A 23,965-nucleotide genomic window follows, 5' to 3' on the forward strand; every position below is an offset into this window, starting at 1 on the left:
GAAGCTTCGATAGATAATCTATCGAAGCTTCTTTATTTTTTAGTATTATTATTTCTTTTTCTTATTAGACTTCTTAGCGTTCTTCTCAACTGTATCATTAGCCTTATCAGCTACTCTCTTCCAGAATCCCTTCTTCTTCTTATCTGGAACAACAATCTTTCCACCACGAACTGACTTAATACCTACAATGTAGATACCACTGATTTCAGCCTTAATTTCTGCCTTAACTGGAATCTGTTCAAATACTCTTGGATCAGAAATAAGTGTCATAACCTGTGGTCCAATCTTAGCCTTAACGATAGGCATCTTACGTCCTCTAAGATACTTAGGTGTCTGATCTAATACGATTTTTGGAAGACCAGCGTCTTTTAATTTCATATTCTTCTTATCAATAATTAACATAGATACAGTCTGCTTAGCAGCATCAATCTGCTCCTGATTAGCTTCCTGTTTCTTTTGTAATTTCATTCCTACGATTGTAAGCACTATAAGTGCCACTACTACTACGGCTAATACAGCCAATAAAATAATGAGCCAAATTGGCATGGTAAACTTCCTCCTACATGTAACAAACTATAACGCTACTCTCCATAGCACACGCTAGTATTATATCATGACAAAAACTTATTGAAAAGAATGTATTTCTTTTTTAGTAATATAGTACACTATTCCTCTAATTGGCTTGTAATATGTATCTCTACATTACAATCTGATACAGTGTCATAATTAATATCTAGTGAATAATCAACTTTAACAATAATTCTATCTGTTTCTCTTTTTATTCTAATGCTTCTTGTGTATATACCAAGCAAAAGGCTGCCAAATGGTGTTGCATAAGCTGATGTACTTTTCTTACCAGCATGAAAAATCATATGTGTCTGATATTTTCCTTTCTTAGAAAGTTCTACAACAACGCCATCATCTTCTTTTTCTGATATCTTAATTGTATTCTTGATTTTAGATCCATCTTCATCTAATTCTTCATACTTAATATATTCATTTCCATTAACTACTCCGTAACGACCAACACTAATAATTTCAATTTCTTCATTATCAGTTTTTTTGTCATCTTCGCTAATTTCAATGTCATCCACCTTTGGTATTTCAACTAAATCAGGATTATTAATAAGCACTGGATCTTTTAAATCTTCATTTATATCAATAGCATAAGGGTCCATATACATACCCTTAATCTTAACAAAAACCTTGTTCTTCATTGTCTTCAACCTATCTATTAAGAAGTCTTATAATACCCTTCTCCTGATTATTAATATGCTGTCTAATAACAACCTTAGCCTCATCAACATCACGAGCTGATAACTGTCTAATAATATCATTATGTTCTGAGATAAGAATAGAATGTGTTCTTGCATCCTTTACATATTCAAGTCTATAACGATACATCTGCTCAGAAAGATTATTAATAATCTGAATTAATCTATCATTTTCTGTCATTGCATAGATAATATCGTGGAAAGCCACGTCCGCATCTACAATTGCTACAACATCCTTTGATACAATTGCTGATTCAAAAACCTTATTAGCTGCCTTTAATTCATTTAGCTTCTCTGTTGTAACATTTTTACAAGCAAGAGTTGCAGCTAATTCTTCAAGTGCTGATCTAACCTCAAGAACATCCTTCATATCCTTTTCTGTAATATGAGCTACTTCAGCACCCTTTCTTGGAATCATAATAACAAGTCCTTCAAGCTCAAGCTTTCTAATAGCTTCACGAATAGGAGTTCTTGAAACACCAAGCTTTTGAGCTAACTGAATTTCCATAAGTCTCTCACCAGGTTCCATTTCACCCTTTAAAATAGCCTGTCTTAATGTATTAAAAACAACATCTCTAAGTGGTAAGTATTCACTTACATCCATTTTTAATTCGCCCTTCATTTTTTACCTCCATTACTTCACTATATTAAAAACATCTGTTATGTAAACATGTCTAGCATCCTTCTTCTCTCTTAAGAAGGCCTGGCAAGCAAGCGCTCTTTCTTCATCTTCAAAAAGACCAAATACTGTAGGGCCACTTCCGCTCATCATGGCATTAATGGCACCACATTCTAACATATCCTGCTTAATTGTATCTATTACTGGATACATAGGAATTGTAACCTGCTCTAAGACATTACCCATCTTAGATGCAACTTCATATAAATCGCCCTTATTTAAGCCCTCAATGATTCCGTCAATATCAGGATGAACAATTTCAACCTCATCAGAATCTAATTTTTCATAAACTAACTTTGTTGAAACTGAGATTGGAGGCTTGGCAATTACAATATGACAATTAGGCATAGGCTTTAAACTTGTAAGTTCCTCCCCAATTCCTTCTGCTAGGGCAGTACCTCTTAAAATACAATATGGAACATCAGCACCTAAATTCACACCTAATTCCATAAGCTGTTTCATTCCAAGTTTAAGATTAAAAAGCTTATTAATAGCAAAAAGAGTAGATGCAGCATCTGTACTTCCCCCTGCCATACCAGCAGAAACAGGAATAAACTTCTTTAAATCTACATCAATTCCGCCTTCAAGATTATATTTTTCCTGCATTAGCTTAAACGCTTTATAAATTAAGTTATTCTCATTAACTGGTAAAAAGCCAAGATTTGTTCTAATTCTAACTTCATTCTCTGGTATTTTTGTAACGATAAGTCTGTCATAAATACCAACAGTTTGCATAATCATTCTAACGTCATGATATCCATTTTCTCTTCTACCAACGACATCTAGACCTAAGTTAATCTTAGCTCTAGCCCTAAGTTTAACACTTTCCATAACGACTCCTAAATAAAAAATAGACATGGATTGCATCTTGTATACATTCCACGTCTATTATATTAAAAGCAATTTTTAATTGCAAGATTTTTGTATTTATTTTAGAACAATTTAACATTTACTTGGATGAAATCTTTACAACTTCCTTTTTCCAAAGTCCTGTAAAATAAAGGATATAAAGGATTATAGCAGATGTTGCATTGGATACTACAACTGCATACCATACAGATTCCACACCCATATGAAGAAGACTAGAACATATCCACAAAGTAAGGAATCTAAATACCCAAATTCTTGATGCGTCCACAAGCATTGTAACTAAAGTATGTCCACTTCCATTAAAAAGCCCCTGGGATACATTATAGAAGGCATTAGTAAAGCACCAGGCTGCCATAATTGAAAGAAAATCTGTTGCAAGTGGTACCACATTCTTATCACTTGTAAAAATCGAAACCAATGTGGATGCCACCACTCTTCTAGATAAAATCATACCAAAAACTAATAAAAACACAGCTCCGATTCTTAATGTAATATGATAAGCCTTATCCGCTCTATTCTTATTACCAGCACCAATATTTTGTCCAACAATTGTAGAAATAGCTGAACCAAGACCACTTGCAGGCATAGTAATAAGGCTATTTATCTTATTCCCGATGCCATAAGCTGCTGTAGCTACGCTTCCATACACACCGACATTTTTAGTCATAAGCATAAAGCCAAACTGCATTGTACTGCCACCAATAGACGTTGGTAATCCAATTTTAAAGATATTAGTAATCTTATTTATATCCAACTTAAAGTTTGTAAAATTAATTCTAATTAACTGCGACTTTCCTGATAACACAATAATAGCAATAATTGCACATGGAATCTTAGCAACTAATGTTGCAAGTGCAGCACCAAATATACCCATTTTAAATACTATTAAGAATAATGGATCTAGAATTAGATTAATAATTACACCCAATGTGTTAAGTAACATAGGTTTTACAGTATCGCCCTGAGATTGCTTAACAGATGTAAATAGATTAATTGTAAATAAAAATGGCAAGTCAATTACCACAATTCTTATATATGTAAGTCCATACTTATAAATAAGTCCTGTTGCTCCAAGCCATGCTACAAGACCTGGGGAAATCATATAACATATGGCTGCAAGTACAATAGAAAAACTCCATGCAGTTAAGCATATATGATTAGCCATTGAATTAGCATCATCCTCTTTTTTTGCTCCAATATATTGGGCTATAAGAATTGCACCAGCTGTTGTAAATCCGTTACCAAAGTTTATTAAGATATTCTGAAAGGGTGATACTAAAGTAATAGCAGCCTGACTATCAGTACCAATTTTTCCAAGCCAGTATGTATCTGTTAAATTGTACATACTCTGAATAAAGCTATTAATCATTACAGGGATTGCAAGAGTTAGAATAGCCTTAACTAAATTACCATTTAAAATCTCATTTTTCTTACTTTCACTTATATGTTTTGCCATATACTCTCCTAAATTTTTCTTGACATTAGACATTGAATATTCAATAATTATTTTATCTGAAAAATATGTATTTTCTACAAATTTATACCTTTTATAAGGATATTTTACAGATAAATTGCTCTTTAGAATTTAGACAGACAGTAAGAAAATTAAAAAATTGTTTAGACATAAAATAATTTTTACTTTTAATATAAAGCAAGGAGATATATAATTATGTTAAAGAATGTACCGAAGGAATTTAATATACAACGTATAAAGAGAACTGCTACTTTTAAACCAAAGGATACTCACTCTCATCCCTTTCATGAGATTTTTTATCTTGTAAGTGGTCAATGTAAAGTATTTATCGATCACAATATCTATACCTTTAATAAAGGAGATATTGCAATTGTACCAAGAGGAACACTACACAAAACCGATTACACAGGTAAGGGTGTCAATGAAAGAATAGTCATAAGTTTTACAGAAGAGCAAGTCCATTGGCTTAATAGCTATGCTGGAGATGATTTCGTAGAAAATTTTCTTTCATCAAGCGATGTTTTTTCTATTCCGGATAAAAGACGTGAATATGCGGAAAGTGTAATGAACAAATTGCTTTTTGAAAAAGACAACCAGGATATATTATCCCCTGCTTTTATAAGCACTTCTCTTTCCGAATTATTGCTTTTTATAATTCGATGCAAGAAATTCGAGGCTAACGTTGTTAAGGAAATCGATACTAACAATCAGATAATGCAGGAAATAGCAACTTATATTTATAACCACTACAGTGAGCCCTTAATGCTAGATGAAATTGCACATCAATTTAATTTAAGTCGCTCATACTTATCAAAGAAATTCAAATCATCTACGGGATTTGGCTTTAAGGAGTACATGATTAATATTAGAATTAAAAAAGCCTGCGAGCTTTTACTTGGTACAGACAAGACCATAACTGAGATTGCATTTGAATGTGGTTTTAATGACAGTAATTACTTTGGAGATGCATTTAGACGAGTAAAAGGAGTATCTCCACATAAGTATAGAAAAAATGCAGAGACCTTTTAATTTTATTAAAACGAAAATTTTTTGCTTTAAGGGGTTAAGTTTTATTATTAAGATGCCGACACTTGAATTATAAGAAATTTTTTTCTTAACTTAATACATCTTAATAGAATCTTTTTTACCAAGGAGGGTAAAGCTTATGGAATTAAATGGAGTTAATTCAGTAGCAGTAGCACAATCAAGCGGTGCTGTTGCATCAAAGTACTCTAGTAAGGCCGAAAAGAATGGCTCTTCCACAGCGGAAAAGGCCATTTATTCTGATGTTGCGGCAACTTACGAGAGTTCACAAAATTCAAACACAGGCAATCTAAGAAAAGTTGCTAATCCTGAACTTGTAGCGCAAATGAAAGCAGATTTGCAAAATCGCCAAGCTCAGATGCAAAGCCTTGTAACAGATATGTTTAAGAAACAAGGCATCACCATAGGAAATGCAAGTGAAATGTGGAAACATCTTGCAAGTGGCAATTTTACAGTAGATGAAGAAACCATTAAAAAAGCAAAGGAAGATATATCTGAAGATGGATATTGGGGCGTCAAAAAGACATCCGAAAGAATCTTCTCATTTGCCCAAGCACTAGCAGGGGATGATGAAGAAGCTATGAAAAAGATGCAAAAAGCTGTTGAAAAAGGTTTTAAACTAGCAACTAAAGAATGGGGCAAGGATTTACCAAATATTTCCAAAGACACTTTAGATGCGGTAAACAAAAAGTTTGATGACTATTTCAATAGTAAAAAAGAGACAATCCAATAAGAACTAATATTTCTTCTTTGACTTAGAATTTTTTCGTATCTGATGAATTTCATTAGTAGGGGTACCAATGACTATAAAGCATGGGGGCATGCTTTCTCATCAGTAATTTAAATTTATTATTCTTGATTAGAAAATCAAAAATGCTTTTACTTTTATGTTTAAATGGGTATTAAACATAACAATTAACCAAGTTTGGCCATATATAAAAAGAGTGATGAAGCACCTAGCTTATTGCATAAGCAACTTTAAGCAGGCTTCACCACTCTTTTTCATTCAATTAAAGAACATATCCTCTTTCTTTAATAACTTCAATAACCTTATCTACAAGCTTGTTGCAAAGATCAATTGAGCTAGCTTCAACCATTACACGTACTAATGGCTCAGTACCACTTTCACGAACTAAGATTCTACCATCTTCTCCAAGTAACTTAGAAACTTCTTCAACTGCTGCCTTAACCTTAGGATCATTTTGAGCTTCAGTCTTATTAGTTACACGAACATTTTTAAGAACCTGTGGATAGATAGCAAGTGGAGCACAAAGCTCTGATAATGTCTTATTCTTAGCAAGCATAACTTCCATCATCTTTAATGCTGTGATAATACCATCACCTGTTGTAGCATATTTAGAGAAGATAATATGACCTGACTGTTCACCACCAAGTCTATATCCATTCTGTAACATATTCTCATAAACATACTTATCACCAACTGCTGTCTTCTCATATTCAATTCCAACAGCATCAAAAGCCTTATAAAGACCAAAATTAGACATTACAGTTGTAACAACTTTATTACCTTCAAGAGCGCCCTGCTCCTTCATATAGCATCCATAGATGTAGAGAATATGATCACCTGTAATAACTTCACCATTCTCATCTACACATAAACATCTATCAGCATCGCCATCGAAAGCAAAACCAGCATCAAGATGTTCTCTTCTTACTAATTCCTGTAAACCTTCAATATGTGTTGAACCACAATTTGTATTAATATTAGTTCCATCAGGATTAGCATTTATTACATAAGTCTTAGCACCAAGGGCATCAAACACTGCCTTTGCAAGTGTCCAAGCACTACCATTAGCTGCATCAAGACCAATTCTTTTATCCTTAAATGAGTGAATAGCAAGGCTCATAAGATAACCCATATATCTATTACGTCCTGCAACATAATCAACTGTACGACCGATATTTTCCTTAGTTGCGTAAGGAATTTCTCCTAAATCACCATCAAGGTATTTTTCAATCTGGCTAATTACGTCTTCACGCATCTTCTCGCCCTTATCATTAATAAGCTTAATACCATTGTCATAGAATGGATTGTGACTTGCACTAATCATAATACCGCAATCAAAATCCTCTGTTCTTGCTACATAAGAAACAGAAGGTGTTGTTGTAACATGAAGAAGATATACATCAGCACCAGAAGCTGTTAAACCAGCAACTAATGCATACTCGAACATATAACTACTTCTTCTTGTATCCTTACCTATAACAACCTTTGATTTACCATTCTCATGATTCTTACCATAGAACCATCCTAAAAATCTACCAACTTTAAAAGCATGGTCAACTGTTAATGTAACGTTAGCCTCACCTCTAAAGCCATCAGTACCAAAATACTTACCCATATATTCCTCCTAAAATTATATGGAATAACTAGTCTTCATATCCGTTAGGATTATTAGACTGCCATCTCCATGAATCTGCACACATCTGCTTTAAATCTCTCTTAGCTTCCCAGCCAAGCTCCTTTTTTGCAAGACTTGCATCACAATAACATGTAGCAATATCTCCTGCTCTTCTTTCCTTAATCACATAAGGAATCTTAACTCCTGTTGCTTCCTCGAAATTCTTAACAATATCAAGAACTGAGTATCCATTACCTGTACCTAAGTTATAAATCTTAACTCCGGGATTTTCCTTAAGCTTCTTAATTGCAGCAACATGACCAAGTGCTAAATCTACAACGTGAATATAATCTCTAACACCTGTACCATCATGTGTATCGTAATCATTACCAAATACACCAAGTTCCTTTAATTTACCAACTGCAACCTGTGTAATATAAGGCATAAGATTATTAGGGATTCCGTTAGGATTCTCGCCTATTCTACCACTTTCGTGAGCACCAATTGGATTAAAGTATCTAAGTAAGATAACATTCCATTCTGGATCTGCTTTTTGAATGTCCATAAGGATTTCTTCAAGCATCCACTTAGTCATACCGTAAGGATTAGTTGGCTTACCCTTAGGGCATTCTTCTGTAATTGGTACAAATGCAGGATCACCATATACAGTTGCTGATGATGAGAAGATAATGTTCTTAACGCCATGATTTCTCATTACATCAAAGAGAACTAATGAACCTGAAATGTTATTGTGATAATACTCAAGTGGCTTAGCTACTGATTCACCAACAGCCTTTAAACCAGCAAAATGTATAACACTATCAATTGACTCATTATCAAAAATTCTATTAAGAGCGTCTCTATCTAAGATATCATTCTCATAGAACTTAACTTTCTTACCTGTTAATTCCTCAACTCTTTTTAATGATTCTTTACTAGCATTAACTAGATTATCTACTACTACTACGTCTAAACCGGCGTTTAGCAATTCAACCACTGTATGACTACCTATAAAGCCTGCTCCACCTGTTACTAAAATTGACATAAATAATACCTCCATAAAAAATAACGCGGGTGAGAATTACCACACCCACGTCTTATAATACCATATAATCAATTTTAAGGCACTAATTATTCACCCTGCATCATACGCTCTGTTGACCAAGTCTCTACTGTATACTTATTAGCCTTGTTATATCTCTTACGAAGATTAACTAACTGCTTTAAGTATTCCATTGTAACCTTACCTGAAAGCTTAGATTCGCCTTCTGTTCTCTGCTGGAACTTATAAGGAATTTCTGTAACCTTAGAATAAGTACCCATAGCAAGAACTTCAACCATAATCTTCCAACCAATTGGCTGTAAATCTGCGTTCTCAATAACTTCTCTTCTAAACATGAAGAGACCAGAAGTTGGATCTGTAATCTTTCTTAAGCATGGTAACATAAACTGACCAATCTTTCTTGCAGTACCAGATACAAATTTACGATACCAGTTAAGACCACCATCATCGCCACCTGGAATAAGTCTTGAAGGAATACAGAAATCTGCACCTGCTTCCATAGCCTTATACATATATTTTAAAACAATTGGAGGGTGCTGTAAGTCAGCATCCATACAAGCCATGTAATCGCCCTTAGCTAATCTAAAGCCCTTTAATACGGCTGTTGCAAGACCTGATTCATTAGTTCTATGTTCCATACGAATCTGAGGATAGTCTTTTGCTACTTCCATAATGATTTCTGGTGTATTGTCCTTACTATCATCTACAAAAAGAATTTCATAATCAATTCCCTTAAGTGCATCATCAATCTGTGTTACAAGATTTCTAATGTTCTTACCTTCATTAAATGTTGGAATAACAACTGATAACATTGTTTGCCTCCTAAACTTAAACAAAATTTAATTCAATCAAATGCCTGCGAATTCTTATTTCATAAAAGCGAATCATCTATATACTTATAGAAATGATAGTTTTTTCACAAGCTTTCCCATTATAATACCTAAATATGAATATTACAAGTAAAATTATACCTTTCATAAAATTTATCTCATTTTACATAAACCAATAGAATTCATCATACCAATAAAAAATCATGAAAGTCTCAATTATAATAAGTGCTATCAAGATAAGATTTCTTACAAGCTTAGGTAAACGGACTAATAAATCATAAACGCCTATATATGTTACCCAAGCACCAATTATAAATCTTGGTGTACTCATAACATGACTAGTTAATGGAATTAATAAAGCAATTATTCCAAAAACAGCCATAGAAATATATTTTCGATGAATCATATATCCATAAAGGACAAATGCTGCAATACAAAGCCAGCCCATATATGTATATCTTAATTCAAGCTGACCTGTACATGCCTTAAATAATACTCCAATTACAGGGAAGTATTTATCATCTCTCCAGGCAATTTGCACATGCATAAAGGCCCATGGATCCCCGCAAAAAATCTTTAAAAATAGCATATAAGAAAAAGTACCAAGAGGAGCAATCATAATGGAAAAAACATCAAGAGGTCTTTTTAATTCATAAATAATAAATGACCAAAATGTCTTCCATACTCCCTTAATATCTTTAATCTTAGGCAATCTAATATTTTCTCTATTAATCCAATCAAAAAACATCTCAATTGCAATAGGAAAAACAAGTATACATCCTACAATTCTTGTTGCTGATGTAAGCATTGCAAAAAAGCCAGCCAGTAGATAATTCTTTTTTAACATATAATAAAAGCTTAGGGAAATACACATAATAAACAAGCTTTCCGTATATGTAGAAGAAGCATAAAAAGCATAAGGTGTAGCAAAAAGCAGTATAGAAATAATAATCCAAGAGCTTTCTTTTATTCTTTTTTTCTCACCTCTTAGAAGAAGAGCCTTGCCATCTCCATAATTAGTTCCCAAGCCGTTTACTATCTTAGCCGTTGCAAAAGCTGATATAAAAATGCATACATTAGAAACTATCATTCCTGTTACATAGGCACTAAGCATATTGCCAGTTAAAAACCTAAGCACTATACAAATCAATGGATAAAGTGGAAAGAATGCCCAATTGGCCTGTGGATCCACATCAGTTGGAAATGTATAACCGTGTTTTATAATATAGGCATAATGCTTAGCATCCCACACATTAATTGACTTGGCCCAGTCATGATGACTTTTTATTATAAAATCTGTAATTGGCACAAGGGCAATCATTATAAGTCTTGAAAGCCCCCATACCACAAGCAAGGTCACAAAAATCCTAAAGTTTTCATTTTCTTCTAGAAGGCGTCTAAATTTGTCTTTTACTTTTGACATCAATAGCCACGCTCCTTTTTTTATAATCCTGCTATGCCTTTCACAATCTGAATAACATTAGCAAATACACTAGTAATAATTGGGATTGCAAACATAAAGATTGCCATTAGTACAAATATTGCACCATAAACCCAAACAGCCACATAAGATAAAGCCTTTTCGCATGTTCTAAATAAAGCTAGGCTCTTAAGCTTCTTAGAATTTACAAGCCATGCATAAACGCTTCCTAATACAACAATTATTAAAGTGATTAATGAAATAATAAGACCATAAGATCTTCCCTTTGCATCAAATGAAAGCTTTATTACATTCTCACCTTCCATTAAATTAACAGCTGTAAATAGTCCAAATACATTATCTGCATTTGCATCTTTACCATTAATTGTTGCGCTCCAGTTATCACTATTATAAATAACTGGCATAATAACATATGTGTTATCTTCTGTAGCGTTATATTTAACTGTTACTGATGAATTATCATTTTCAACAACACAGTCTGATTTTTTTAAATCACATAATTCTCCTAACTTTCCTAAATCAACCCCACCAATTGATGCTATTAATCTAGAATAGTTATTCTTGTCTTTACAGCTAATTTCAACCTTAACATCCTCATCAGCAAATGTACCAAGATATAATGTACCGTTATTATAATCATCTGGAGCATTTACATTATCAAGGTGTCCAAGAGTTGAAACCTTAACATCTTCACCATTAACCTTTACAGATAAATCATTATAAAGCATTGATGAATTAGCATCATGATCATCATTGTTAGTATCAAGATAGACATAAAGAGCTTTAGTTCCAGATATAGTTAAATCATAACTTGCATTTATAACTGTATCTGTAGACTCTTCCTTAGGACTAACATCATATCTTGTAACAAGATTTGCGTCTTTATCTCCAACTAAAGCCTGATAGAAGATATTGTGAATATCTATCCAATCACCATGAGCTCCTCTTGTAAATGAAGTAGCATCTCCATATTCTCTAAGGCCTTCATCAAGAATTCCCTTATCAATGCTTAGTGCAAATGGAAGAACGTAATTAGCCTTATATAATTTAAAGTTTCCTTCTTCTTTTTCTAATGTATATAAATAATTATCTAAATCTAACTGATTAACTGCTTCTGTTACATGGAATAAAGCATTAGTAAATACTGTTCCACCTGAATCAAGTAACCATAAGAAGTACTTAGAGTAACCAAAGTTACGGCTATAGCTTTGAGTATCCTTTAAAAGTGCTGCTGTAAAACTTGATGTAGCGCCCCTTCTTAAAATTAAAGGATAGTTAGAATTAAGGGAAATATCTGGGTTAACTATTCTATCAGTTGCAGATTCCTTAATATCTAAATCATTACTTGCCTTAACAGCTAATTGAACATAATCGCCATACTGATATGGTGCATAACTATAGAACTTAGGTGGTCCAATAAATGCATAAACTCCTAAAAATACCTCAACACACATAAAAGAAAGAACTCTTCTAATGTTAAGACCATTCTTAGAATTAACCATCATTACAATATAAATAATAAGGAATATTACAAATACTGCATTTACAAATACAAAGCCAAAGACTTCTCCAAGGCTGCCTGCCATGTTATACCAAATAACAAAGGCTACACAAACAACTAAAGCACATATAGCTAATATAATAGCCTCTGTCTTTGATAACTTAGCATTATTAAATAAAGGTGCACCCTTTAAATCATTTTCCTTATCTGTAGAATTAATGGCATATTTTGCTGCAAGTACTATCATTGTAAAGCAAATAATAAAACCATTTCTTAATGTATAACCATTATATGAACCAAAATGCCACATAAGGTTTACACCTTCTGAAACAACTGGTGCTAATACAATAATTAGCATTCCAAGTGATTCTCTAAATCTTGGACTATTTTTCTTATCCTTAATCATGCCTGCAATTACTACTACAAACATTAAGGATAGTCCCATAATCATAATTGAACGTTCAATTATACCAAGTGAAATACTTGTTGCTACCGGCTTAGTAATCCAGCCTAAATATTGACTTAATAAGCTTCCGTCACTACCACCACGCTGTGATGTAGAAAGCTGCATAAATACTGGAATTAATACAAAGCAAGAAAGGCCAAGGCCGCCTGCTGTTCCAAGACCTGTATTCAATGTCTTTTTCTTCCAAGTCTTCTTATCTCCATAGGCAAACATTCTAATTCCACCTACAAGTAAGATGTAAACTAAAGACATAGCACCAAGGTAGTAATTAATAATAAACATTATTGCTACCATAATTGTATAGAATAGCTTCTTACCCTTATAGAACAATCTATCATAAGCCATAATAAGAAGTGGGAAGATAGCTACAATATCCATCCATGGTGTAAAGCAAGATGCATATACAATTACATATCCACCAAATGAGTAAAGAACTGCAAAAGCTACCTTTAACTTTCTATCTAAATTCTTAAATGTAACATAGAGGTAAGCATACATTGCAACTGATGCAAATACTAACTTAACCAATGTTAGAATAGAAATAAATTCTAATATGTAGTCCCTTGGACAAAAATATAATAATAGGTTAAAAGGTGTAAGCATTGAGAATGCTGAAATACTCATGGAAACATTGGTACCATAACCTGTAAACCAGTCAAACCAAAGACTTGCCTTTCCATGCATAAAATCCCATAAATGGGCATATAATGGTGCAACTTGTTGCATGTTATCAAAGAAATCAATTCTATTAGAACCTAAAGGCCAAATACCCTTACATAAATACACCACTAAAAGAGTAACTAGTGTTATAAGTCCTGGTAGGCTAAATTCCTTGATTGTCGACCACAATCGATTCTTCTTCATAAATCTGTACTCCTATTTTTTTATTTTTATTGGACTACTCATTAGTAACTTGAATACTCCATAATAAAAAGCTTGTATCCTTATCAGTTACAAACTTTAACTCATATAGTTTGTCTTTAATCACACTACTATCAACACTAAATTCATATTCACCTGGTTGATTAAATGTGCCAATTAATTCGTCTCCAAGATAGACAGATACACTGCATGAACCATCTGTTGATGGTGCTACAAATTCACGTCCTGTATAAGATGCCTTCTTTGAACTTTTAGATGGGAAGCAACTTGCGACTTTAAGAAGTGTGAGTTCTTCACCAGCTTCCTTTACTTGATGAGCTTTATTAATCACAGTTCTAATCCAGAATCTATGAGAGTTACCCTCATCCGTTGCGGCAATAATTGCCGTCTGTATTTTTCCATTAACAATTCTATCTGCAGATACTCGCTGCTTCTTTAAAAGCATGGCCTCCTGCATAGTCATTGTGGCATCCGATCTGACATATCCATATTTTGTCAAATAATCATTTATTTCTATATTAAATTTAAGATTATTTGTGTCTTCATCAAAGACATAGTAAAGTATGGATGTCTTCTTATTATTGGACCAAGTTCCATCAAACCTACCTGAGGTATGCCAACCTGCTCCTCTTCTTCGCCCCACATCATAATTAACATATTCGCCACTATAAAAAGTATTTTCTGTGAAGTATTCTTTTTTGCCAAATTCACAGGTCAAATTACCATAGCCTGGCCATTCCGTAAGTTCATGGGTAATGTAATACATCTTGTATTCAAGTCCCACCCTAGGTTCTAGTCCAAAATATAAAACCAATACATAAAAAAATACTAAAACAGCACTAATTCCGTACAATACCTTTCTAAAAGGGCCTTTAATTTTTGTGTTGTTATCCATATTTTATTCCTTTTATTTTTATTCACTAGTCAAAAAAAGCAAATATGCCCATATTCTGACTTATTATAACACTTAAATTAATAAAAGTCATTACGACTATGGCAAATAAAAAAAGAACTGTTTTATCAGATAATACCTAATATTAGTAGTATCTATAAACAGTTCTCTTTTTAGATTATAAGCAATTTTTTATTCTATCTAGCGCTTCATACAAAGTGGCACGACTACATGCAATATTTATTCTTTGAAAACCAATTCCCGATTTTCCAAAAATCCTACCACTATCAAGCCAAAGATTAGCCTTATTAATAATTAAGTCATCAATTTTTAAAGGATCAATTCCACAAGCAGTAAAGTCAAGCCACAAAAGGAAAGTTCCCTCTGTCTTAACTAATCTTACGCCAGGTAAATTTTCTTCAATGTATTTTTTGGCAAATGCTAAATTTTCCTTAATGTATTTTTTAACTGCAAATAGCCATTCATCCCCGTACTTATAAGCAGCCTCTGTTGCTACTATGCCCATTAAATTAGGTTCATCAAGTCCAGAAACGTCATACATCTTTTTAAACTTATCCTTTAATTTTTTATTGGCTATAAATATATTTGCCTGCTGTAAACCTGCTAAATTAAAGCTTTTACTAGCTGATGTTGCTGTAATTGTAAATTCCTTAAAGTCATCTGATACTTCTTGAAAAATATTATGCCTAGCTTCCCAAATAAAATCAAAATGAATCTCATCACTAAAAACTAATACGCTATGTTTCTTACAGATTTCCCCAAGTTTTAAAAGTTCGTCCTTAGTCCAAACCCTTCCCACTGGATTATGGGGATTACATAATATAAAAAGCTTTACCTGATTTTTAACGATTTTTCTTTCAAAATCATCAAAATCTATGGAATATCCACCATTCCCATCATATAAAAGCTCGTTAACCACAAGTTTTCTATTATTCTGGGTAATTATGTTACTAAATGGGTAATAAACCGGTTGGCATATAATTACGCTATCACCTATGTTAGTATAAGCTCTTATGGCATTAGCTATTGCAAAACAAACTCCCGGAGAATGCACATGCCATTTACCATCAACATCCCAGTCATGATGTCTTTTCATAAATCCCTTTACAGCTTCAAAAAAGCCATCACCCTCCTGAATATTGCTATATCCATAAATACCATGTTTTGCTTGATCAATTATAGCCTGCTCTATATATGAAGAGCTTTTAAAATCCATATCCGCCACCCACAATGGCAGTACATCCTCCCTATAGCCCCTTTTCTTTGCAAAATCATATTTAAGGCACTTAGTTTTATACCTATTAATTACTGTATCAAAATCTAAATTTTTCTCTGGCATATCACTTTCCTTCTTGTTTAATCAAGCCCATTAAAGGCTTCCTCTAAGTCTCTTATTAAGTCACTGACATCTTCAATTCCAACTGATAGTCTTAAGGTCTGTGGAGTTATTCCATTTCTTAGTCGAACCTCTTCTGCTACATCTGCATGAGTCTGGCTAGTAGGGTAAGTTATAAGAGTCTCAACTCCCCCAAGACTTTCGGCAAATTGTATAATTTTTACCTTTTCTAGAATTTTAAGAGCATTTTCTTTACTATTTACATCAAATGTAATCATAGAGCCAAATCCTGTTGCCTGCTTCTTTATAATTTCATAACTTGGATGTGATTCTAATCCTGGATAATAAACTTTGGTTACGCATTTTTGGTTAAGTAGCCAGTTAGATATTTCAATTGCATTTTGTTGTGCCCTCTCCATTCTAATTCCTAGGGTTTTAATTCCTCTAAGTATTAACCATGCATCAAAAGGAGCTAGCCCTGACCCAGTAGTCTTAATAAGAAATCTAAGTTTTTCTTTAACAGCTTCATTGTTAGTTACAATAAATCCTGCTAATGTATCATTATGTCCACCAAGAAACTTAGTTCCGCTGTGTATAACCACATCAGCCCCAAGGGTTAATGGTTTTTGAAAATAAGGCGACAAAAAAGTATTATCTACAATAAGCAATAAATTATTCTTCTTTGCTATCTTAGCGATTTTACTAATGTCACTTACATTCATCATTGGATTGGTCGGGGTTTCTATATAAATAGCTTTGGTATTTGTTCTTATTTCTGATTCAAAATCATCCTTAGAAAAATTTATGAATGAAAACTCATATCCATTTTTCTTGCTTACATTATCAAAAAGTCTAATGCTGCCTCCGTAAAGATCTGCTTCACAAAGTATATGATCTCCTGGCTTAAAAATCTCAAAGAGCAAACTTATTGCAGCCATGCCAGAACTTAATGCAAAGGCATCAATTCCTTCTTCAAGCCTACATACCACTTCCTCAAGATGTTGCCTTGTAGGATTTTGTAATCTTGAATAATCATAACCTGTGCTTTTACCCACGCCCATATGAGCATATGTAGCTGTCTGATAAATAGGAAAGCTAACTGACCCATAGTGCTTACAATCACTATCCTCCTTTTCTAGATGCAAACATTTTGTATTATTTCCAAACTTCATATAAACCCAACTCCATTCCAATTTATTTTCTAAGTGACTGATGATGATCAATCTTTTTATAGTAAGATGCTATTTTATCAAGGGCATCATTAATAGGCATTTCCACATCAAAAACTGTAATAGCCCTTTTCTCAAATTGTTTCTGTGCCTGAAAACCAACCTTTTTACAGACTACACATCTGCAATCATTAATTGTGGAAATTAACTTTAATACACCCTCCTCTCCGCCACAGCCATTACCTTTATTACCGCAGGAATTATCACTACTACATCCACTATTACAGTTAGCACTTACATCAGCTTTATTAGTATTATCTAGTGATCTTTTATCAACCTTTCTAGCTCCAACAAATCTAATATCATCATCTATGTCATATATAAGAAATTTACTTACCTCACCAAATTTAAGGTTAACATTAACTCCATCTGATGATCCTACTGCTATTTTGTATGACATAAATCACCTCACATTAATTAAATCTCTGTACAGCTACTGTATAAATATCCTCTATCAATCTGATTCCACCTGTGTATCCCACATAAAAATCATCAAAGACTACCTTATCCTGCACAGGATATGAGATATTAAGGAAATTACCCTTTAACTGTTCTGTTACTTCCTTTTCATAATAACCACCAAGTATTAATGGATATCCATGATAATCATGATTTTTGATTTCTTCATGAATCTTAAAACCATCTGTTTCAAATGCAACATCCGCCTCAATTCCGTAATTTAACTTCTTAAATTCATTACTAATTTCTTCCTGATATTTCTTAGGTGTGTCATCAACAATAAATTGTTTAGCTGGCACAAGTCCTAAATCATTAGCCAAAAATTTAGTAATAGCTAGAGCATAATGTGCATCTGAAACAAGACTAAATTGCTTATTAATTACACGATTTTCAAGGAAGAGATCAGCATATCTTTCAATAAGGTAATAATAATAGTTCTCATGCTTTTTAATTACAGACTCTACTAATTCACTATCAATCTCAGCAAATCTACCTACTTCTCTTAAAAACTTACTTGTTTCAGTAGCACCAATTGGCAAGGTCTTATAATGAAGATAAGGAATACCAAGCTTTTTCTCCATCTTCTTCATATTGCTTAATCCAACCCAAGGAGATACAAGAAGGTTAAATTCTGCTTCAGGAATTTTATTAATATTTTGGATGCCTCTCTGATAACCAAAAATGGTGTTAGGCGTTAAACCTATTTCACTTATTAACTTTTCCAACTCTCTTAAATTTCCAAGCCAGAAAAGATCCTGATATGGAACATCTGCCCAGATATTTACAAGTCCCTTTGTTCTTTTATCTGACTTTTTTAGATACTGATCAATAATTGCATCTACAACCTGCTCATGTCCCTTATAATTATTCCCCTTAAAACCTGCTGTTGGAGCATATACTACAGGCTTATCATTATCTGCATATCTAGATACAACCTCTCCAGAATCATCACCAACAATTTCAGGGATACAACCTGTAAGTACTACGTATAAATCTGCATCTATAACCTTAAGAGCATTCTCAATTGTGGAATTTAATTTTTTAACACCACCAAATACAACATCCTTTTCATTAATACTTGTACATGGAAAAATATTAGGTGAAAAATATCCTGAGCTACCAATTGATTCAGATAACTTCTGTGCACATCCAGGGCCTGAATGAAGTATTGGTAGTGCCCTATCAATTGCCTGTACTGTCTGCATAGCTCCAAGTGCACACTTATATCTTTGTTTATCTAATAACTTTGCCATTCTACTTCACCTCTTCTAAAAAAGTATCAACATCTTGCTTAAACCACCAATCTGTATATGGTAGCTTTGTTCTCTTAGCAAGATTTTCTTCAAAACTACGATTCTTAACTGCATCAAGTATAGTTTTTGCAAATTCTAATGTATGCTTATATCCAAAAATAGAGTACTCATCTGCCACATATACAGCAGGAGTGCCATTTTTAATAGCCCATACTGTTGAGCCTGGATGTCTTGAAAAATACACATCCGGCTGATACTTATTAAGAATGTTCATTACTTCGTAATTTTGCTGATCAGCTACACTTGCCTCAAAATCAATATCATTATCAAGAAGGTATTTCATAGAAGGTGGTACATCACCGTTTTCATATTTTTTATCATAATGCCATGCAAGTGTCCAAACCACCTGAATTCCTAGTTCATCTAATACACGAGAAACTTCAAAAGTATATCCAGGACCCATACCAATTACAGCTCTTAAGCCCTTTAACTCGGCCTTTATTTCTTCAATCTGTGGTAAATAAATAGCTCTTTGCTCTTCTATATACTTTTCAATCTTCTCACTTCTATTAGTTACCCTTCCAATTTCACGAAGCCAGCTTTCAAATCCCTTAATACCACATTGATTAATACTTCTAACATATGGAACTCCGTATTTTTCTTCTAGCGCGTTTCCAATATAGTTACCTAGTGTTCCACAAATACATGTAGTAGCTAAGCTTTCTGAAAGATGTGATAATTCCTCAATTGTAGAATTACAATAAAGAAATACCGGCTCAAGGTCGAATTCTTTAAACATCTCAATTATCTCTGGTCTTGCACTTTCAAAGAAATTCTTAAAATTAATCTTATTAGTCTTAACTCCCTCTCTTGGAGGCTGTACTATTTCCTGTAATATTGCATGATCAGAAATATCAAAACCGGTTGCCCAGATTCTTGACTTAAAGCCTTCACAATGTACTGCTACAATCGGTACACCAACTTCTTTTCTTACATCTTCAACAACACTATCAATATCTTCGCCAATAATACCTGTGGCACAAGAACTTGAAACAAATATTGCCTTTGGTGAATATCTTTTATTAACCTCTATAATTACTTCTCTAAGTGTCTTAGTTGAGCCAAAAATAGTGTCGTTTTCATTCATATCAGTTCCTACATAAACTGTTGATGATGTTACACCTCTCTTCTTTGCCATAACTCTAGACATATAATAAGAAGATGCACTAGCCACTGAACATCCTGCAGGTCCATGATGAATTACAGCCACATCTCTAATAGCTGCAAGCTGTGAAAGACCACAACTTGAAAGACAAGTACTTGACTGTGAAAAACATCTTGAACATCCCTTTAATGTTCCACATTCACTTTGACTAGCTAAATCCTTTAGCGTTCCAACATAACCTGTAATAGAGCCAATTCTATTTTCTCTTGTTGCAACATTCGAATTATTTAAATTAATTGCCATATTAATCTCCTATACGCTAAACTCCTCATTAAAAAGATTCGTTGATAAATACCTAAGTCCTGTGTCTGGAAGAATTGCCACAATTGTCTTTCCTTTATTCTCATGTCTAAGAGCTAACTTTGTTGCTGCAAAAATTGCTGCTCCAGAACTAGTTCCAATTAGTATTCCATCTGACTTAGCTACTTCTCTAGCTGCCTTATAAGCTTCAACGGTCTCAACTTCTAATTTTTCATCATAGATATCTTTGTTAAATGTCTGTGGCACTCTTTCACTTGGAATTCCCTCAAACTGATGGACACCTGTAATTTCCTCAGGGTTTGGATTAGATTCACTAGGTAATGAATTAGGACCTGGCTGTATTGCCACAACCTTAACATTAGGGTTTTTCTCCTTTAAGAATTTACCCGTTCCAGAAACTGTTCCACCTGTTCCCACATTAGCAACTAGTATATCAACATTTCCATCTGTATCTTCCCAAATCTCTGGTCCTGTTGTTAATTCATGAATTTTAGGATTAGCAGGATTAGAAACCTGATCTACAAAAAAGATATTCTCTTCCTTAGATAGAACCTCTTCCCTTAAAGTCTTAATAGCAGCAACAAAATCTCCATTAGTTTCAGCAAGAGTCTTAGCCACATGAGGCTCTTCTGACAATTTGATTGTTTCACCGCCAAAGGCTTTAATTACCTGAAATCTTTCCTTGCTTACATTGTCCTGAATATAAACTCTAAATTTATATCCCTTAGATGCAGCAATTGCTGCAAGACCAATTCCTGTATTACCACTTGTTGTTTCAACAATAGTATATCCAGGCTTTAAAAGTCCCTTTTTTTCAGCATCTTCTACCATTGCAAGCGCTATTCTATCCTTTACACTTTGATTAGGATTAAAGTACTCAAGCTTCACCAAAATCTTAGCCTCTAAATTATGATTTTTCTCATAATTAGTTAATTCAAGTAAAGGTGTCTTTCCTACTAGCTGTTGTATCGAACTATTTATTTTTCCCATATTCTCCCTCCTTTAAAAGCACTAAATCTTATAATCATCAGCAAGTTCCATCATTCCATATTCCATAAGAATTTCCTCAAGACGTTCCTGAGTCATTGGAGTTGGTATAACAAAATCCTTGTTTTCGATTACAGCCTGTGCAAGGTTTCTGTATTCCTGCGCCTGTTTTGAATCTGGCTTATATTCAATAACTGTCTTTTTATTAATTTCAGCATGTTGAACAATATTATCTCTTGGTACAAAATAAAGAAGTTTAGTGCCCAATTCCTTAGCAAAAGCACGTAAAAGGTCTAACTCTCTGTCTACATTTCTTGAGTTACAAATAATACCTCCAAGTCTTACTCCACCTGTTCTTGCATATCTACTAATACCCTTTGAAATATTGTTAGCTGCGTAAAGCGCCATCATTTCTCCACTGGCAACTATGTAGATTTCTTTAGCTTTGCCCTCTCTAATAGGCATTGCAAAACCACCACATACTACATCACCTAATACATCGTAGAATACATAATCCAAATCATCTGTATATGCACCTAAGTTTTCAAGCATATTAATAGATGTAATAATACCTCTACCAGCACAACCAACACCTGGCTCTGGACCGCCAGATTCTACACACTTAGTTCCGCCATAGCCTTCCTTTAAGATTCTGTCTAATTCAACATCTTCTCCTTCTTCTCTAATTGTGTCTAATACTGTCTTTTGAGCTAAACCACCAAGAAGTAATCTTGTAGAATCAGCTTTAGGATCGCATCCAACAACCATTACCTTCTTACCATGCTCAACCAATCCAGCTGTTAGATTCTGAGTTGTTGTGGATTTACCAATACCACCTTTTCCATAAATAGCAATTTGTCTTAATTCACTCATTTTCTTTCCTTCCTTACATAAATAAGTTATTAATTTTTACATATGTTAAAAGCTTTTCTATAGCTTCAACTATGTCACCGCTTATTTCATAACTTTCTATCCCCATACTATGAGCTAACATCCTAGGAATATCCCCAATTTTACTAACAAGTAAATAATCACAATCTTTAAGTTTAACTAGGTTCTTTTTTATACTTTCTTCATTGTGACTTCCATTAGCACATACCGCATTTAAATTTCTAATTTCTAGTTGATAAAGAGTGCCTTCCTCATCCATTTCATAAATAAAAAACTTATTAGCTCTGCCAAAATGGCTGTTTACATCTATACCATCAACTGATGCAACTGCAATTCGTATTTTTTTATCCATGAGAGAAAGTCTCCCTAACATTTAATCTTCTCTGATAAATCTGATCGCCATATTCTGATTTTCCAGGAACTCCAACAGCATCTGCTCTACATCTCTGACAATGTCTAAAAACATCTATATATTTAGATGCCTTAGTTCTAGCACTGTCTATTTCCATACATGTTGGAGCTTGTAAGTTTTTTAATTCATGTTGTGGTATAAGTGGAATAATATTATAGATACTAGCGCCAGCTTCACTTACAGCTCTAGCAATATCTTCAATGTGGTCTCCATTAATTTCTGGTACTAATACTGTATTAACCTTTACAGTAATTCCTGCACTAGAAACCTTTCTAATACCTTCTAGCTGATTCTTTATTAGGATTTTTGCTCCTTCCTCTCCTTCTATCTTCTCTCCATGATAGATAATGTAAGCATTTAACTTACTCTCTATCTTCGGATCAATAGCATTAACTGTTACTGTTAAAGAATCAATTCCCACATCAATAACTTCATCTGCCCTTTCATTAAGTAACAAACCATTTGTGCTCATACACTTAATTAAATCAGGGAATTCCTTTTTTATTAATCTAAAAGTGTCTAGTGCCCTATCTGTGGCTAGGGTATCACCAGGTCCTGCAATACCTGCCACCTTAATGTCTGGACAAATTGCAAGGGCTTTTTTTAAGATTTCCCCACATTCATCAACTTCTAACACTTTAGATGTAACTCCTGGTCTTTGTTCCACATCATTTATTGTTCTATCGCAAAACCTACATGCTATATTGCATCCTGGACTTACTGGAAGATGTATTCTTCCCGCATTATTTTTTTGTCCACCAAAGCAAGGATGTGAATTTTGCAAGTCTTTATATCTATTGCTCATATGCCACCATCTTCCTAAATACTAGATACAAAAAGACCAGAGTCTTGCTATTTAATCATCTCTACTAAACTAATATTAGTAGTCATAAATAAATGCAAACCTCTGGTCTTTCCAGTCAGTTTTTTTCATTTTATAATCTTATTTTTTCATTCTTATCAACTTGAATGACCTTTCCATCTTGGATTATTAATGTTATGTTTCCATATTTTATTTCTCCAACTAGCCTTTTTATAAGCTCAGTTAATTCAAGTTCTCTATAACTAGTTAATTCTGTTCCCATACCATCACCTCACTTATAAAGTCTACA

At 33.6% G+C, this 23,965-nt stretch carries 23 protein-coding genes; 2 read left to right on the top strand and 21 right to left on the bottom strand.

Features of this window, described 5'->3' with window-relative positions; all coding sequences use genetic code 11:
* Positions 1 to 48: 48 nt before the first annotated feature.
* The 5 genes from T537_RS0103365 to T537_RS0103385 all read right to left on the bottom strand — a co-directional run bounded on the left by T537_RS0103365 (position 49) and on the right by T537_RS0103385 (position 4,279).
* Positions 49 to 546: a hypothetical protein gene (locus tag T537_RS0103365; RefSeq protein WP_027436991.1), complete on the bottom strand. Its 498-nt coding sequence runs from the start codon at positions 544 to 546 to the stop codon at positions 49 to 51.
* 119 nt (positions 547 to 665) lie between these two features.
* The gene (locus tag T537_RS0103370; RefSeq protein WP_155895223.1) at positions 666 to 1,217 is read right to left on the bottom strand and encodes a YwiB family protein; all 552 of its coding nucleotides are present in this window, start codon (positions 1,215 to 1,217) and stop codon (positions 666 to 668) included.
* A 10-nt stretch (positions 1,218 to 1,227) separates the two neighbouring features.
* Positions 1,228 to 1,896: a GntR family transcriptional regulator gene (locus T537_RS0103375; RefSeq protein WP_027436989.1), complete on the bottom strand. Its 669-nt coding sequence runs from the start codon at positions 1,894 to 1,896 to the stop codon at positions 1,228 to 1,230.
* A gap of 12 nt (positions 1,897 to 1,908) precedes the next feature.
* Positions 1,909 to 2,784, bottom strand: coding sequence for a 4-(cytidine 5'-diphospho)-2-C-methyl-D-erythritol kinase (gene ispE / locus T537_RS0103380; RefSeq protein WP_027436988.1), 876 nt, complete (start codon positions 2,782 to 2,784; stop codon positions 1,909 to 1,911).
* Positions 2,785 to 2,902: 118 nt separating this feature from the next.
* On the bottom strand, positions 2,903 to 4,279 hold the full coding sequence (locus T537_RS0103385; RefSeq protein WP_031556293.1) for an MATE family efflux transporter: 1,377 nt from the start codon (positions 4,277 to 4,279) through the stop codon (positions 2,903 to 2,905).
* Between the two features lie 213 nt (positions 4,280 to 4,492).
* Between T537_RS0103385 and T537_RS0103390 the strand changes: the two genes are divergently transcribed.
* Together T537_RS0103390 and T537_RS0103395 are read left to right on the top strand one after the other, a co-directional pair.
* The gene (locus T537_RS0103390) at positions 4,493 to 5,326 is read left to right on the top strand and encodes a helix-turn-helix domain-containing protein (RefSeq protein WP_031556295.1); all 834 of its coding nucleotides are present in this window, start codon (positions 4,493 to 4,495) and stop codon (positions 5,324 to 5,326) included.
* Positions 5,327 to 5,462: 136 nt separating this feature from the next.
* Positions 5,463 to 6,074, top strand: a complete 612-nt coding sequence (locus T537_RS0103395) for a hypothetical protein (RefSeq protein WP_031556296.1) — start codon at positions 5,463 to 5,465, stop codon at positions 6,072 to 6,074.
* Between the two features lie 277 nt (positions 6,075 to 6,351).
* On the opposite strand, the gene glmM is transcribed toward T537_RS0103395, so the two are convergent.
* The 16 genes from glmM to T537_RS12645 all read right to left on the bottom strand — a co-directional run bounded on the left by glmM (position 6,352) and on the right by T537_RS12645 (position 23,938).
* Positions 6,352 to 7,704 carry a phosphoglucosamine mutase gene (glmM, locus tag T537_RS0103400; RefSeq protein WP_027436984.1) on the bottom strand — a complete coding sequence of 451 codons (1,353 nt, stop codon included), beginning with the start codon at positions 7,702 to 7,704 and terminating at the stop codon, positions 6,352 to 6,354.
* Between the two features lie 28 nt (positions 7,705 to 7,732).
* A complete protein-coding gene (gene galE / locus T537_RS0103405; RefSeq protein WP_027436983.1) occupies positions 7,733 to 8,749 on the bottom strand; it encodes a UDP-glucose 4-epimerase GalE in 1,017 nt (338 codons plus the stop codon).
* 86 nt (positions 8,750 to 8,835) lie between these two features.
* The gene (locus T537_RS0103410; RefSeq protein WP_027436982.1) at positions 8,836 to 9,579 is read right to left on the bottom strand and encodes a polyprenol monophosphomannose synthase; all 744 of its coding nucleotides are present in this window, start codon (positions 9,577 to 9,579) and stop codon (positions 8,836 to 8,838) included.
* Positions 9,580 to 9,760: 181 nt separating this feature from the next.
* Positions 9,761 to 11,020: a hypothetical protein gene (locus T537_RS0103415; protein WP_031556297.1), complete on the bottom strand. Its 1,260-nt coding sequence runs from the start codon at positions 11,018 to 11,020 to the stop codon at positions 9,761 to 9,763.
* Positions 11,021 to 11,040: 20 nt separating this feature from the next.
* Positions 11,041 to 13,869, bottom strand: coding sequence for a YfhO family protein (locus T537_RS0103420; protein WP_031556298.1), 2,829 nt, complete (start codon positions 13,867 to 13,869; stop codon positions 11,041 to 11,043).
* Positions 13,870 to 13,903: 34 nt separating this feature from the next.
* Positions 13,904 to 14,782, bottom strand: a complete 879-nt coding sequence (locus tag T537_RS0103425; protein WP_031556299.1) for a hypothetical protein — start codon at positions 14,780 to 14,782, stop codon at positions 13,904 to 13,906.
* Positions 14,783 to 14,957: 175 nt separating this feature from the next.
* Positions 14,958 to 16,139 carry a MalY/PatB family protein gene (locus T537_RS0103430; RefSeq protein WP_031556300.1) on the bottom strand — a complete coding sequence of 394 codons (1,182 nt, stop codon included), beginning with the start codon at positions 16,137 to 16,139 and terminating at the stop codon, positions 14,958 to 14,960.
* Between the two features lie 17 nt (positions 16,140 to 16,156).
* Positions 16,157 to 17,308 (bottom strand): trans-sulfuration enzyme family protein, encoded by a 1,152-nt coding sequence (locus T537_RS0103435; RefSeq protein WP_031556301.1) that lies wholly within the window; start codon positions 17,306 to 17,308, stop codon positions 16,157 to 16,159.
* Positions 17,309 to 17,330: 22 nt separating this feature from the next.
* Positions 17,331 to 17,765, bottom strand: a complete 435-nt coding sequence (locus tag T537_RS0103440) for a NifB/NifX family molybdenum-iron cluster-binding protein (RefSeq protein ID WP_031556303.1) — start codon at positions 17,763 to 17,765, stop codon at positions 17,331 to 17,333.
* Between the two features lie 13 nt (positions 17,766 to 17,778).
* On the bottom strand, positions 17,779 to 19,077 hold the full coding sequence (locus tag T537_RS0103445) for a nitrogenase component 1 (protein WP_031556305.1): 1,299 nt from the start codon (positions 19,075 to 19,077) through the stop codon (positions 17,779 to 17,781).
* A gap of 1 nt (position 19,078) precedes the next feature.
* Positions 19,079 to 20,545, bottom strand: a complete 1,467-nt coding sequence (locus T537_RS0103450; protein WP_031556307.1) for a nitrogenase component 1 — start codon at positions 20,543 to 20,545, stop codon at positions 19,079 to 19,081.
* 9 nt (positions 20,546 to 20,554) lie between these two features.
* The gene (locus T537_RS0103455; protein WP_031556309.1) at positions 20,555 to 21,553 is read right to left on the bottom strand and encodes a PLP-dependent cysteine synthase family protein; all 999 of its coding nucleotides are present in this window, start codon (positions 21,551 to 21,553) and stop codon (positions 20,555 to 20,557) included.
* 21 nt (positions 21,554 to 21,574) lie between these two features.
* Positions 21,575 to 22,423, bottom strand: a complete 849-nt coding sequence (gene nifH, locus T537_RS0103460) for a nitrogenase iron protein (protein ID WP_031556311.1) — start codon at positions 22,421 to 22,423, stop codon at positions 21,575 to 21,577.
* Positions 22,424 to 22,436: 13 nt separating this feature from the next.
* Complete coding sequence (locus tag T537_RS0103465) at positions 22,437 to 22,793, bottom strand: NifB/NifX family molybdenum-iron cluster-binding protein (protein WP_031556313.1); 357 nt, start codon at positions 22,791 to 22,793, stop codon at positions 22,437 to 22,439.
* On the bottom strand, positions 22,786 to 23,658 hold the full coding sequence (locus T537_RS0103470; RefSeq protein ID WP_031556315.1) for a radical SAM protein: 873 nt from the start codon (positions 23,656 to 23,658) through the stop codon (positions 22,786 to 22,788). Before T537_RS0103470 ends, T537_RS0103465 begins: the two co-directional genes overlap by 8 nt.
* Positions 23,659 to 23,788: 130 nt before the next feature.
* On the bottom strand, positions 23,789 to 23,938 hold the full coding sequence (locus T537_RS12645; protein ID WP_081775411.1) for a YezD family protein: 150 nt from the start codon (positions 23,936 to 23,938) through the stop codon (positions 23,789 to 23,791).
* Positions 23,939 to 23,965 lie beyond the last annotated feature (27 nt).

Source organism: Lachnospira multipara LB2003, assembly GCF_000702205.1.
Lineage (GTDB): Bacteria > Bacillota > Clostridia > Lachnospirales > Lachnospiraceae > Lachnospira > Lachnospira multipara_A.